At 43.8% G+C, this 13,803-nt stretch carries 12 protein-coding genes and 1 tRNA gene; 12 read left to right on the plus strand and 1 reads right to left on the minus strand.

The features are described from left to right. Positions 1-107 precede the first annotated feature (107 nt). Entirely contained in the window at positions 108-722 is a 615-nt protein-coding gene (locus tag H3V14_RS08960) for an invasion associated locus B family protein (RefSeq protein ID WP_075870681.1), read from the plus strand. Positions 723-1,260: 538 nt separating this feature from the next. Here the strand turns inward: H3V14_RS08960 and gpt are convergent. Then, positions 1,261-1,758 (minus strand): xanthine phosphoribosyltransferase, encoded by a 498-nt coding sequence (gpt, locus tag H3V14_RS08965; RefSeq protein ID WP_198228073.1) that lies wholly within the window; start codon positions 1,756-1,758, stop codon positions 1,261-1,263. A 569-nt stretch (positions 1,759-2,327) separates the two neighbouring features. On the opposite strand from gpt, the gene H3V14_RS08970 reads away from it, so the two are divergent. The 11 genes from H3V14_RS08970 (at position 2,328) to H3V14_RS09020 (ending at position 13,792) form a co-directional block, all read left to right on the plus strand. Further along, positions 2,328-2,403, plus strand: a tRNA-Lys gene (locus H3V14_RS08970). A gap of 625 nt (positions 2,404-3,028) precedes the next feature. Next, positions 3,029-4,174 carry a septal ring lytic transglycosylase RlpA family protein gene (locus H3V14_RS11005; RefSeq protein WP_198228075.1) on the plus strand — a complete coding sequence of 382 codons (1,146 nt, stop codon included), beginning with the start codon at positions 3,029-3,031 and terminating at the stop codon, positions 4,172-4,174. 52 nt (positions 4,175-4,226) lie between these two features. Then, positions 4,227-5,390 (plus strand): D-alanyl-D-alanine carboxypeptidase family protein, encoded by a 1,164-nt coding sequence (locus H3V14_RS08980; protein WP_198228077.1) that lies wholly within the window; start codon positions 4,227-4,229, stop codon positions 5,388-5,390. 28 nt (positions 5,391-5,418) lie between these two features. After that, positions 5,419-6,090 (plus strand): dTMP kinase, encoded by a 672-nt coding sequence (gene tmk, locus H3V14_RS08985; RefSeq protein WP_198228079.1) that lies wholly within the window; start codon positions 5,419-5,421, stop codon positions 6,088-6,090. Next, positions 6,059-7,102, plus strand: a complete 1,044-nt coding sequence (locus H3V14_RS08990; RefSeq protein WP_198228081.1) for a DNA polymerase III subunit delta' — start codon at positions 6,059-6,061, stop codon at positions 7,100-7,102. Before tmk ends, H3V14_RS08990 begins: the two co-directional genes overlap by 32 nt. A gap of 81 nt (positions 7,103-7,183) precedes the next feature. Then, on the plus strand, positions 7,184-8,731 hold the full coding sequence (gene metG, locus H3V14_RS08995; protein ID WP_198228083.1) for a methionine--tRNA ligase: 1,548 nt from the start codon (positions 7,184-7,186) through the stop codon (positions 8,729-8,731). Between the two features lie 2 nt (positions 8,732-8,733). Then, positions 8,734-9,507, plus strand: coding sequence for a TatD family hydrolase (locus tag H3V14_RS09000; protein ID WP_198228085.1), 774 nt, complete (start codon positions 8,734-8,736; stop codon positions 9,505-9,507). A gap of 10 nt (positions 9,508-9,517) precedes the next feature. Next, complete coding sequence (locus tag H3V14_RS09005; protein ID WP_198228087.1) at positions 9,518-10,342, plus strand: MBL fold metallo-hydrolase; 825 nt, start codon at positions 9,518-9,520, stop codon at positions 10,340-10,342. A gap of 579 nt (positions 10,343-10,921) precedes the next feature. After that, on the plus strand, positions 10,922-11,722 hold the full coding sequence (locus tag H3V14_RS09010; RefSeq protein ID WP_198228089.1) for an ABC transporter ATP-binding protein: 801 nt from the start codon (positions 10,922-10,924) through the stop codon (positions 11,720-11,722). Position 11,723: 1 nt separating this feature from the next. Then, complete coding sequence (locus H3V14_RS09015) at positions 11,724-12,734, plus strand: iron ABC transporter permease (protein ID WP_198228091.1); 1,011 nt, start codon at positions 11,724-11,726, stop codon at positions 12,732-12,734. Next, on the plus strand, positions 12,731-13,792 hold the full coding sequence (locus H3V14_RS09020; RefSeq protein WP_198212721.1) for an iron ABC transporter permease: 1,062 nt from the start codon (positions 12,731-12,733) through the stop codon (positions 13,790-13,792). The genes H3V14_RS09015 and H3V14_RS09020 overlap by 4 nt, the downstream gene beginning before the upstream one ends. The last annotated feature ends 11 nt before the right edge of the window (positions 13,793-13,803 follow it).

The raw sequence follows: 13,803 nt of genomic DNA on the forward strand, positions 1-13,803 counted from the left end.
AGGAAACGTCATCCTGTTGCCCTAATTATGCGTAGAGCTGTCATTATAGAGGTTGATATTTACCTTTCGGGATTATTTTTTTGCGCATTGAAAGGATTTGCCTGATCATGTCCCATAAAAGAACCTACGCTGCTATTTCCGCATTGGCTGGCGCTGCTGCTCTACTCGTTGCGTCACATAGCACCGCCAATGCTCAGGGCATGCCTCAGGGGTGGTATAAGGTTTGCAGCAAGCAACAGGATGTTGATGTTTGTAACACAATGAATACCGTTGTTTCCAACACCGGACAACCGCTGACGGCTGTGAATTTGGTTGAAGTCAAAGGAAAGCAAAACGAAAAGCGTATCGGTATTCAGGTACCGACAGGCCGTTTTATTCCTGAAGGCGTTCACATTCAGGTCGGTGATGGCCCTGTGAAAAAGATACCTTATGTTATCTGCAACGGCCCGAGCTGCATTGCCAATGATACATTTGATGACAAACTCATCAATGCTATGAAAACCGGCCAGAAATTGGTGGTAACAACCATTAACTTCCGCGGCACACCAAATCCGATCGAAATTTCGCTCGACGGTTTCAGTGCTGCTTATACCGGTCCGGGTATGCAAGAAAAAGATTTTGAAGCCGAGCAAATGAAGCTTCAAAAAGCTGTTCAAGCCAAGGAAAAGCAGTTTGAAGACAAGATGCGAGCCGAACAGGAAAAAGCCAAGTCCGGCAATTGATGCTTCAATCAGTATTCAAATAATGGAAGGCCGCTTGCGGCCTTTTATTTTGCCTGAAATTGAAGAATTTGGTTTATTCAATCAAAAAATAATCAATTCGCGTTTGCCGCAAAACCTCAAAGGGCGCTTGGCCCGGTTTTCGCGCTGACAATCAGGTTGATTTCTCAGCTATAAAAGCTATCCGATCCGGTTTTCCGTCTTGTGAACAACAATGCTATAGCAACATCATTCTCAAGTTAGACGTGATGTCGATATCGAAAGCGAAAAATTCGGGCTTTTAAGCTGGACGGCTTTAAAATGGCGAATGAAGCCAAAAACTATAATCGGGTTTCAAGATAATACCGCTTGAGTGGCGCATTCTCTTTGCGGAAACGCCGTCTTGATGAATTGTTGTTTAATGTATTTTTATTTAAAAAATAGGAAAGGCTTCAAGATAATCAAATCCTGAAGCCTGCTCATTTTAATTCGATCGTGTGAATAAATTAAAAAATGAACCGAAGGAGTGGCGGTTCAACCTTCAAAACCGTTATAGGTCGCGTCAACCCGCATGTGAATCGGCAATCGGTTTTTGAAAAGCATATCCCATATCCCATGGGAAATAGATCCATGTGTCCTGACTGACTTCGGTTACAAATGTATCGATTAACGCACGCCCCTTGGGCTTTGCATAAACCGTAGCGAAATGTGCCTTCGGTATCATGTTGCGGACAATTTGCGCAGTTTTTCCGGTATCGGTAAGGTCGTCTACAACCAGAACACCTTCGCCGTCATTGACTTTGACATTATCACTAATGCCTTTGAGAATTTGCATTTCAGACTGGTGGCGATAATCGTGATAAGAAGCAATGCAGACAGTTTCAATAAGTCGAATGCCGAGCTCACGACAAATAATGGCAGCGGGGACCAATCCACCGCGTGTAATAGCAATCATCGAGCGCCATTCTTTTTTCTGGTCTGCAATGCGCCAAGCCAGCGCACGGGCGTCTCTATGAAATTGATCCCAACTCACGGGGAAAGCTTTATCCGGAAGCGACATACCAAGCTCCTAAATTTTCCAAAAATTGATTTTGCCTTGTAATCCCATTTAATTGCCTATTTCAAGCTTATCGGCATGGCTTTTTCGCGCATGCAGGAGTTCAAACCCGGTATTACAACGATATGAGCACCATAAGCTCCGCCAACGGTATTTTTTCACGTTAGTGATTCGCAAACACATTCATCTCCCGCTTCCAGCACATAGGTGTTTTCACTAACAATAGCGGTGTAAAACAACAGCTTAGGAATCGAAAAACGAAAAATTTATGTCGAAAAATTTCCGTCTGGTAATGCATAACAAGATAATGGGAAAACGTTTATTTTGTTCCCGCATCGGGCAATAAACATCCCTTAAATGTGAGCAGTAATGAACAACCTCCGACCTAAAAGTTCTCTGGCGAGGTTCATTACCACAACCGGACCGCATTTTCTCATTAGAGTAAGAATAATGACCTTTGAAAAACCGCAAAAATTTGTAACGAGAAAAATTTTTTTGCTAAAAGGTGTTGACCTGACGCGATCTCGCCCGTATGTTCCGCCCACTTTCATCAGGTAGTTACCTTAATGGAAGAGCGCGTAGCTCAGCCGGTAGAGCAACTGACTTTTAATCAGTAGGTCCAGGGTTCGAATCCCTGCGCGCTCACCACTTCAAAATTTCTTAATCAGCATCTCCATACATCGTGTTTTTAAACACTTTTGTCGCGGGCTTTTCGTTCAAAGCGCATATAGCCGCAAACTTCATTGCTTTGTTTGACCTGTAGCCTGCGTAATCATGGTCAAGCAAACGAAGATAACCGCGCCGCTAAATCAGGGCGGTAAAATTTCTCATAAATTTATGTTTGGATTTGTTGCAAAATTGGGTTGATCGCGTAACAGGCTTGTCTTTTAGCGTAACCTAACAGCATTTCTGATAAACTTATAATTTCGTCTTTTACGTTAAGGCCGGTTCGCTCAATCTATTTCTTTTAATTTCTACCGTCCCCCTAATGGTAAATAGGCGGACGAATTTTCAGGCATCAAGTTCGACGCAGCGTTTGAAGGCAAAATAGCTGGAACCACGACTCCATGGTTTGTTTTCTGTCGTTAACGATATTTTAAGAAACATGGCGATTGCGCGTATACACTTCTTAAACAATCATTAAAGATATGTTAATTGCTCCGCAGGAAATGGTTTTTGCCTTTTAAAAAAGCAGGAAACGGCATCCCGAGGTCAACTTGGAATTTGCCTGTTTCGGATAGCTTAACGGCGGCTTTACTGAACGGAACGTTGAATGTTGTTAGAGTTTGAAAAGAACAAAAAGAACAGTTGCAAATTGCTTGTTCGTGGAATTTTCGTTTCATTATCTACAATGATGCTCGCAGCGTGTGCTAATCATGCGAAAGATGTTGCCAGTGCAACACCCGTAAAAACAGAGAGCGATCAGGTAAAGGCGTATTCGGTTGTTCCGACTGCAAAACCGGTTGTAAATCATCACAAAAAAAATGGCGCCTCTCGGCAGGCTAACAACGTTGAAAGCAAAAAGAACAATGAAGTTGCTTATCTCTCTCCATCCGAAAGAGCATATAAAAAAGTAGGCCGTGCATCCTGGTATGGTGCTGCCTTTAACGGCCGTTTGACTGCAAATGGCGAAATTTATGATATGCATAATCTCACCGCAGCTCACCCGACAATGCCTTTACCAAGCTATGCACGTGTCACCAATCTGGAAAACGGCTCGTCAATCATCGTTCGCGTCAACGATAGAGGGCCATTTGCCGCCGACCGAGTTATTGATCTATCGCAACAAGCAGCAACAATGCTTGACTATAAAGATGACGGTCTAGCAGATGTTAAGGTCGAATATGTCGGTCGGGCACCAATTGAAGGGCACGATAGCGAATTCCTTTTGGCATCTTATAAGCCCGGTAATATTACTCCCGATACTCTGCTTGCAATGGCAGGCGTGAACCTGACTTCTCCGGTTCCCGAAAATACAATGCAGGATATGACGACGCCCAACTATTCAGGGTTGAATAATCCGGCAATGATTGGTGTAACTTATCCGAAATTGCCTGATGTTGGCCCTCTGCCTGCTTTTAAACCTGATAACTCTCAACTGTTGGCTTTTGCCGGCGAAACTTCAACCAATGGCAAGGCTGTCGTTTTCAATAGCATTTTGACGCCGTCAAACAACGCTAATTCGTCCGACAATGCATCTCGTTCAACGAACAAAGTTTCGATTAAAACAGCAAAACCGAAATCTGCTGATGACATGAACGCTGCAGCCAGAACAGGAAATGTGGCTTCCAATTCCGCGAAAGTAATAAAAGTCCAAGGAAATCGCTCCGGAAATTTTGAACAAAAAACTGAACGGGCATTGGAAATTGCGTGGGCAACGGGTGTAAGCGAAGCTTTTAGTATTGGTAGTGAACGTTAAGCACTTGAGTGAGCGAGTGGTTTGTGCTGAAAACAGGCCACGGAGATCAAATATGCGCTCAACCATCATTCATCTTTTGTTGTTCATTGTTTTAGGCGGTGTAACAACACAATCATTCGCCCAGAATTTTGAGGTTTCAGCTACTCAGGCCATGATGATTGATGGTGAAACGGGTTCGATACTTTATCAGAAAAATTCGCGAACAAAGTTTGAACCGGCGTCTCTCACCAAGTTGATGACTGCGGAAGTGGTTTTTCATTTACTCGAGAGTGGTGCGTTACATGAAGACCAACTTTTTCATATCAGTGTTAATGCATGGCGGACTGGCGGTGCACCATCGCGGACAAATACAATGTTTGCGCCAGTAAATAGCGATATCAGTGTTCTTGATCTCCTGCGCGGCATGATTGTTGCAAACGGAAATGACGCAGCAATTGCCTTGGCTGAAGGTATTTCCGGTAGTGAAGAAAAATTTGCGGATCTTATGAATGAACGCGCCAAGGAATTGGGGTTGAACTCAAGCCATTTTGTAAATGCAACCGGATTGCCGCAAAATGGACAATACACCACCGCGAGCGATGTTATCTGTTTGTCGCGATATATCGCGACGCATTATCCGAAATATTTCAAAATTTATTCCGAACCGGAAATAACCTGGAGCAAGATTACCCAACGTAATAAAAATCCGCTTTTTGCAATGGATATCGGTGCTCAAGGTTTGGCAAATGCCTATAGCGACAGTTCAGGATTCTCGACTTCGGTAGTTATACAGAATAATAACAGACAACTTTTTTTGGTTTTAAACGGCATTAAAAAAGAAAAGGATCGGCCGATTGAAGCAGCAAAATTATTGAATTGGGGAATGACTGCATTCGAATTCAAACAGGTCTTTCCTAAGGGAGCTATTGTTGGTTATGCACGTGTTTTCGGGGGTATAATGCCGGTTGTTCCACTTTCTGTCGAAGAACCCGTCGACATTTTAATGAATATTGAAAAAAAGCCTGTTATTTCAGCGAAAATTATTTATCATGGTCCGTTGGATGCTCCTATATCGCCGGATGTCGAGGTCGGGAAACTTCAAATATTCGCCAATAAAACAGTTCTTCTGGAAAAGCCGGTTTTTACTGTTAACGAAGTTGCAGAGACGGGACTTGTCGGAAAAGCCAAAGATGCTTTATATGAACTTACCATAGGTTGGCTAAGAAAATATATTTGATCTTTTAGAAAATATTCGGGATTGTGTGGTGAGTGGCTATTTTTTCACATTCGAGGGCGGAGAAGGGGCTGGAAAATCCACTCAAATCAGGATTGTCGGTGACTTTCTGAAAACACAAGGTTATGAGGTGGTTGTTACTCGGGAGCCTGGTGGCACAGCAGGTAGCGAAGCAATAAGATATGTTTTGCTTTCAGGCAATGCCCAATGCGCGGGCAAGCGGTTTGAGGCTGCACTTTTTGCAGCCGCGCGTGTTGACCATATCAATGAAATCATAGCACCGGCTTTAAAGCAGGGAAAAATTGTCTTGTGCGATCGTTTTATTGATTCGACCCGCGTATATCAGGGCGACGGCGAGAAAGATGAACGTGGTTATCTGACTATACTCGAAAAATTGGCGACTATCGGTCACACACCGGACATCACATTCATATTGGATATACCTGCAAAAATCGGAATGGAAAGAGCAAATAAACGTCGGAACGACCGGTTAACAGTCGATCGGTTCGAAAAAGATAATCTTACCATTCAGGAAGCACGAAGGCAGGCATTTCTGGAAATTGCACGGTCCGAGCCGGAACGCTGTCGAATTATTGATGCTAGCCGCAATATTGATGAAATTGCCAAGGATATTGAAAATATCACTTTGCGCTTTTTAATCGGGAAAAAAGATGCAGGAACTGGAAACGCCAAAACAGTATGATGACATTGATGGCGTTATTCGTCCTTCACAAAATACACATATCTTTGGACATAACGATGTAATCGAAGCTCTCGGCCGCATGCGCAAAGAAGGGCGGTTGCATCATGCCTTGTTGTTTGAAGGGCCACTTGGCATCGGAAAGGCCACATTGGCCTACCATCTCGCATGGAATATTTTGTCAAAAAGCTCGGGAGATCTTGCCGCTCCCGAAGAAACGTCCCCCGTATGGCGTCAAATTGCTCAAGGCAGTCATCCTTCTGTCACACATATTTCCAGACGATATGACAGCAAAACAGAACGCTTCAATACCGGTATAACGGTTGATGATATAAGAGAAATCAACCGCTTTCTGGCTCAGACGTCCTATAATGGCGGTTGGCGGGTCGTGATTGTTGATACGGCAGACGACATGAATAGGGCGGCAGCAAACGGCGTTTTGAAAACGCTTGAAGAACCACCCGAAAAAACACTTTTTATCCTTATATCGAATTCGTCAGGCCGGCTACTACCAACAATTCGTTCGCGCTGTCACTTGATCAAATTCCGACCACTTGATTACGATAATATGGAAAAAGCGCTGCACCTCGTTTTGGCAAACCGGTTGCCACCAGCTGCCGAATTGGACGCAATCATTGCCGAATCCGAAGGAAGTGTCAGAAAAGCGGCACTTTTGATATGTTATGGTGGAATGGAAATTATCCGTGTTCAACGAGAAATATTGAACCAACCTACCTTTGATGTTGTCAAAGCACAGACAATTGCGCAAGCTTTATCGGGGCGCGATGCCGTTATTCAATTTCACCAGTTTTGCGACAATTTGCTTTCTATTATATCATCGAAAGCGATGAAGGCAGGCCTTAGTGGCAATTCGTTGCTAAGTAACCGTTATGCCGACGCGTGGAAGAATATTGCCGACGAGATTGCAAAAACAGAAGCATTTAATCTGGATAAAAAGCAATTTGTGATTAATGTTCTTTATAAACTCCATAAATTGATGATCTCAGACGCCTGAATATTTGGTTTTTCCGTGACAAGCGCTTCAACTATCGCTATGTCAGATTAAAAAGCTGATATTGATATAGTTGGATATCCTATGCGTGAAAAATTTTATATAACGACACCAATTTTTTATCCGAATGGCAATCCTCATATAGGCCACGCCTATAATGCTATTGCCACCGATGCTATGGCGCGTTTTCAACGTGCAAATGATAAAGATGTGTTTTTTCTTTCCGGCACTGACGAGCATGGGCTTAAGATGCAGCAGACGGCGGAAAAACTGGGGTTGACGCCACTTGAGCTCGCCGATCGCAACAGTGCAGTATTTCAAAAAATGCTGAAGACACTGAACGTCTCGAACGATGATTTTATCCGCACGACAGAAAAGCGCCATTATGATGCCTGTCAGGCCATATGGAAAATGATGGAAGATAACGGAGACATTTATCTCGACCGTTATTCTGGCTGGTATTCTGTCCGTCAGGAAGCCTATTATGATGAAAGTGACACCGAAGTCGGAGAAGATGGAGTCCGGCGAGAAAAAGAAGTCGGTTCACCGGTAGAATGGAATGAAGAAGAAAGTTACTTTTTCCGCCTGTCGAAATATGAAGATCGTCTGTTGGAATTTTACGAAAAAAATCCCGACTTCATTGGTCCGAACGAGCGCCGTAACGAGATTATCAGTTTTGTGAAATCCGGTCTTAAAGACCTTTCTATATCACGAACAACCTTCGATTGGGGAATACCGGTACCAGGTAACCCAAAACACGTCATGTATGTCTGGGTGGATGCATTAACCAATTATCTCACGGCTACCGGCTTTCCAAAGAAAAACACGCCAAGGTCGGACTTTTGGCCTGCAAATGTCCACATCATCGGTAAAGACATTATTCGCTTCCATGCGATCTATTGGCCGGCATTTTTAATGTCGGCGGGCATCGAATTACCAAAGCGCGTTTTTGCACACGGGTTTTTATTGAACCGTGGAGAAAAAATGTCGAAATCGGTCGGAAATGTCATTGATCCGTTCAAAATGGTCGAGCATTACGGCCTTGATCAGGTGCGTTATTTCTTTCTGCGGGAAGTCCCGTTCGGTCAGGATGGAAGCTATAGTCACGATGCTATTGTCAATCGTACGAACGCCGATCTTGCCAATGATCTTGGTAATCTCGCGCAACGATCGCTTTCGATGATTATGAAAAACTGTAACGGGCTTGTGCCAAAGCCCGGCAAGTTTCTTGAACAGGACAGCGAGCTTTTGGAAAAATGCAAAAATGCGCTCCAAACGGCTCGTGAAACGATGGAAAAACAAGCGCCCCATTTGGCGTTAACTGCCATTTTTGCAGTCATTTCGGATGCGAATCGTTATTTCGCTGCGGAAGAACCATGGACGCTGAAAAAAACCGATTTCGAGCGCTTCTCAACCGTTTTGTACGTAACAGTTGAAATACTGAGAGAGGTTGGCATTCTGCTTTGTCCCTTCATTCCGCAATCGGCTTCAAAACTTCTTGATTTGTTGGCGATTGATCAAAACGAACGTATGCTTGATGATATCGTTAATCGGAAAATTGTTCCGGAAACGAAATTGCCAGCGCCAGAGCCGGTTTTTCCGCGTTACGTCCCAACAGAAGACGAAGATTGACTATGCTTGTTGACACACATTGCCATCTGGATTTCGAAACGTTAAGCAACGAGCTCGATGATGTCGTCGATCGTGCTCATAAAGCCGGTGTGACGCGTATGGTCACGATTTCGACGCTTGTTCGCGATATGAAAAGGCTGTTGGATATCACAGAACGGTTCGAGGATGTATATTGCTCAGTCGGCACCCATCCGAGTTCTTCTCATGAAGAAAACGATACAACCGCCGAGAAACTTCTGGAATTTGCAAAAAACCCAAAAGTTGTAGCAGTAGGTGAGGTGGGGCTAGACTACCACTATGATGATGCTACGCCAACAGAGCAGAAACGTAATTTCCGTGAGCATATTGTTGCTGCCCGAGAAAGTCAGTTGCCGCTTGTTATCCATACCCGCGATGCCGACAATGACACGCGCGACATTCTGGTTGAAGAAACAAAAAAGGGAAAGTTTCCTTTTATTCTTCATAGCTTCTCTTCCGGAGAAGAGTTGGCAAAAACTGCGCTGGAACTTGGAGGATATATTTCATTTTCGGGCATATTGACATTCAAAAATGCGGAAAATGTTCGCCAAATTGCAAAAACGGTGCCAATCGACAGAGTGTTGGTTGAAACAGATTCGCCTTATCTTGCTCCTGTGCCGTTTCGTGGAAAGACAAATGAACCTTCCTTTGTCAAACAGACTGCGTTAATATTGGCCGAAGTGCTTGGCGTTCCATTTGATGAATTAGCCAAACACACAACGGAGAATGCTTTTCGTGTTTTCTCCAAGATGAAATAGGACAAGATTTATGCATGATCGCTACAAGTTTACAATACTTGGTTGCGGCTCCTCGCCGGGCGTTCCCCGGGCTAATGGTGATTGGGGGGCATGCAACCCCGATAATCCAAAAAATTATCGTTATCGCGCGTCTATATTGATTGAACGTATCAAAGAAAATGGTGAGCGTACAACTGTCGTCGTCGACACAGGTCCGGACTTTCGTTCGCAAATGGTCGACCATAATGTTCATGAAATAACATCTGTCGTCTATACTCATCCACATGCAGATCACATCCACGGAATTGATGATCTGAGAACTTACGCAATAAGCCAGCATCACCTTATGAATGTTTATGCCGATGACGAGACATATCAGAGGTTATATGAGGCATTCGGTTATTGTTTCAAAACGCCGGAAGGTTCGAATTACCCTCCAATACTGAATCGGGAAAAAATTATCCCTTACGAGAAATTTACTATAGACGGAAAGGGCGGATCAATTACACTTATGCCTGTTTTACAGATCCACGGGGATATCCACTCTCTCGGTTTCAGACTGGATAATGTCGCCTATTGCACCGATGTAAACGAATTTCCTGAAAAAACGCCACAATACCTCGAAAACCTTGATGTCCTCATTATTGGTGCGCTGCAATATCGCCCCCATCCAAGTCATTTTTCCGTCGATCAAGCCGTCGAATGGGGTCGAAAACTCAATGCAAAGCGTGTTATTTTGACTCATATGCATATTGCTTTGGATTATGATGAAGTGATGAAATACACGCCTGACAATGTCGAACCGGCCTACCAAGGCTTAACCTTCGAGGTCGACGCAAAATCGGCGATTGAATAAAAATGCCGGCACTGAAACCTTGATTGGAAAACAGCCTAATGTCGGCATTCCATTTGTTGGTCGTCCAAACTATTCCGATTTTGCAGTATGAAAACTTTTCTGTTCGGATAACGAGCCAAACAGTCTCGAGTGCCGATTAATAATGGCTGTCAATCAACAGTTTTGATCTTGCTTTGATTATCAATTTTGTCTTCAAGAAAATCGGTAATTAAAAAAACGGAAGAATTCTTCGGAAAAATCGGAAACTTATATTTTACCTCATTTCCGTGCGTTTAAAAACAGTTGTATTTGATGAACGATTATGTTGGTAAACGAAGTTGGATAGCAAATACAATTGCTATAAGCTTCAATTTCATACAAAAATTCGCTTTCTTGACATGCCGGAAATTCTAATATTTCCGCAGCTACAATAGGGACAGATGTCACCGGCAAAATTCCGCATACCCGTGGACAATCAGCATAGCCCTTAAACGAGCAAACCGACATCGAACACTATTCGTATATTTTCGTATATTTTTTTAAGATTGCAAACTTGAGAATTTTTATATAGTTTACGCCCTAAAATAAATTGAGGGCGACATGAAACTGGAGTTGAACAACGTCAAAGCCGGATATGGCAAGTTAACAATCTTGCATGATATTTCCGTCGATTTCGTGCCTGGTGAAGTGACAGCTCTTATAGGTCAAAATGGTTGCGGTAAATCAACATTGCTCAAGGCAATAATGGGGTTTCTGGATCTTCAGGGCGGCACAATTACTCTGGATGGCCGCGATATCAGAAGCTTTCATCGCAAAAACCTCGCGCAGCTTATTTCTTATCTTCCTCAAGAGAGTTCTTCTCCGGATTATCTGACATTGGGGCAGCTTATAGAGCTTTCCTCTTATGCACGACATTCTTTATTTTCTGGCCCGTCGGCCAAAGATCGTCAATATTTTAATGAGGTTCTTGAAATTGTCGGGCTCGCGGATAAGGCACATTTGCCTGTTAATTCTCTTTCAGGCGGGCAAAAGCAACGAGCATGGCTTGCGTTAGTCCTGGCACAAAAAACCGATATGATATTGCTTGATGAACCGGTCAATCATCTTGATGTAAAATATCAATACGCCATTTTAAAGCTTGTTCGCGAATTAAGTTGCGAACTGAAAAAAACAATCATCGTTGTTTTGCACGATATCAATCTCGCCACCTATTTTGCCGATTATGTTGTTATGGTGAAAGCAGGCAATATCCATGCCAATGGGCGAACTCAAGACGTAATAACCGAAGAAAATCTACAGCAGGTTTTTGGAATTCCAGCCGAATTATTCCAGCACAACGGGCATCTCATTTGTCAGCCTTATCCCGACGAGGCCCGATCTGTTCGTTATATGGACGAATAAAATGCATTTTTTCAGGTTCTGGTCGGGTGGTGTGGTTCTATTTGTCCTTGTCTTCTATCTTAGCATAGCATGGGGTGGAACTTTTTCTTCTCCATCAGATGTTTTTCAGGTGTTGATAACGCGCGAGCCAAACAATTACGGTCAAGCGTCGATTCTTTATCAACGTTTTCCGCGAGCGCTTATCGCAATTTATGCCGGACTTATCATGGCAAGTTCGGGATTGGTATTTCAAGGCTTAATCCGCAATCCGCTGGCTTCGGCTTCATCACTCGGAATAAATGCGGGTGCGACACTTTTTGTCGTGGGCGGTGCGCTTTTATTCGGCGCAAATCTGCCAGAGCAGGGGGTATCCGCTTTATGCGGCGGACTTTTCGGTTTTCTTCTCTGTGCTCTTATTGCCCGCATCGCCGGTAACAATGAAAAGACCACCGGTCTCATGCTGATTTTATCAGGTTCGCTTGTAACCATGCTGCTCATTGGCCTAAGCAATGCACTGTTATTGTCTTACGCCGATAGAAGAGGTGAATTCCTCTCCTGGATTGCCGGCAATATCAACCATGCCTATATCGATCGCCTATATCAATTCTGGTGGATTGGCTTAATAGCACTGGCATTGGTATTTGTGCTGTCAAAGCCGCTCACCCTTATCCTCCTCGGGAATGATAAAGCTGCTTCAATGGGGGTAAGAACCGTTGCTATTTCACGATTTGCCATGGCATGTGCAATTGTTGCATCGTGTTCGGCTGTTGCTGTCTGCGGGCCAATCAGTTTTATCGGCCTCATCGTTCCGCATATGGTAAAACCTCTGGTCGGTCAGGACTTTCGCGTAACATTACCGGCATCGGCATTAACCGGTGCAATTTTATGCCTTTTGGCTAGCACTATTTCACAGAATGCTTTTCAGCCTTATGTTGTCAATACCGGAATTATTCTGGATTTATTCGGCGGTATTGTTTTCATTTTACTCATACGGAAATTCTATGTTTCTCCAAAAAACAGGAGCAACATATGAAGATATCCAAAACACTTGATGGGCGGCTTTCTGTTCTTTTTTTAAATGGAAAAGAGCTTGTTATACGCAATTTCGTTGTTGCAATAGCGCTCCTGTTTTTCTCGGCTTTTCTTTTTTTAGTCTCGCTGAATATCGGAACAATTGATACCGGCCTCATTGATTTCTGGAAGCTCATTAAAGGAGACGAGATTAATCAACAATCCTACTTTGCTTTATGGGATGTGCGGCTTCCGCGATTGGCTTTGGCATTTTTGATTGGCTGGAGCGTTGCAGTTTCGGGAGCTATATTACAGCCGATTGCTCGTAATCCTTTGGCTGATCCGGGCCTATTCGGTATTAGTCACGGTTCTTTAACAATGACAATCGTTTTGCTTGCGTTTATTCCCGGTGCTTCTCGTATGCTTATCACATTGGCCTCTCTTGCCGGCGGCTTGGGAACAGCATTACTTTTGCTCGCTTTGGTCGGCAACCGGCACTCCGGTGGGTTGGTCATTCTGTTGATGGGAATTGCCGTTGCAACAGTGCTTGCTTCTATCAACTCATTCCTTATACTTTATCTGCCAACCGAAGCATCCTACAATGCATCAAGTTGGATGGCCGGTTCTCTATTTCAGGCAAACTGGTTAAGTGTTTCGGCTTTTACACCGCTTTTTGTATTCAGTCTTTTGGGAATTTTTCTGGCCGGACATTCTCTCAATCGTTACGACTTGGGAAACGAGCTCGCACAATCGCTTGGTGAGCCGGTTATTGTTTCTCGTCCCCTGTTATTGTTATTCGCAGTTCTATTAAGCGCAGCTTCGGTGACAATTGTCGGACCGCTTGCTTTTTTGGGTATCCTTGCGCCGCAAATTGCAGAATTTCTGACTGGCGCGAATGGTAGCGCCAGACTTTATATTTCCGGTCTCGTGGGTGCCGATATCGTCATCGGAGCCGATATTATTTCAAAAAATGCCACAACTATTTCAATGCCTCTCGGGTTGACCACAACCATCATAGGCGTTCCGCTGTTCATTATCGTTTTACGGATAAGAACTCTTCGTCAATATTTTCAAAAATAAGGAAATATTCC

The organism is Bartonella sp. W8151, assembly GCF_016100385.1.
Lineage (GTDB): Bacteria > Pseudomonadota > Alphaproteobacteria > Rhizobiales > Rhizobiaceae > Bartonella > Bartonella apis.

Coding starts and splice junctions, on each gene's coding strand:
- H3V14_RS08960 (WP_075870681.1), top strand. CDS start 108: ATGTCCCATAAAAGAACCTACGCTGCTATTTCCGCATTGGCTGGCGCT.
- gpt (WP_198228073.1), bottom strand. CDS start 1,758: ATGTCGCTTCCGGATAAAGCTTTCCCCGTGAGTTGGGATCAATTTCAT.
- H3V14_RS11005 (WP_198228075.1), top strand. CDS start 3,029: ATGTTGTTAGAGTTTGAAAAGAACAAAAAGAACAGTTGCAAATTGCTT.
- H3V14_RS08980 (WP_198228077.1), top strand. CDS start 4,227: ATGCGCTCAACCATCATTCATCTTTTGTTGTTCATTGTTTTAGGCGGT.
- H3V14_RS08990 (WP_198228081.1), top strand. CDS start 6,059: ATGCAGGAACTGGAAACGCCAAAACAGTATGATGACATTGATGGCGTT.
- metG (WP_198228083.1), top strand. CDS start 7,184: ATGCGTGAAAAATTTTATATAACGACACCAATTTTTTATCCGAATGGC.
- H3V14_RS09000 (WP_198228085.1), top strand. CDS start 8,734: ATGCTTGTTGACACACATTGCCATCTGGATTTCGAAACGTTAAGCAAC.
- H3V14_RS09005 (WP_198228087.1), top strand. CDS start 9,518: ATGCATGATCGCTACAAGTTTACAATACTTGGTTGCGGCTCCTCGCCG.
- H3V14_RS09010 (WP_198228089.1), top strand. CDS start 10,922: ATGAAACTGGAGTTGAACAACGTCAAAGCCGGATATGGCAAGTTAACA.
- H3V14_RS09015 (WP_198228091.1), top strand. CDS start 11,724: ATGCATTTTTTCAGGTTCTGGTCGGGTGGTGTGGTTCTATTTGTCCTT.
- H3V14_RS09020 (WP_198212721.1), top strand. CDS start 12,731: ATGAAGATATCCAAAACACTTGATGGGCGGCTTTCTGTTCTTTTTTTA.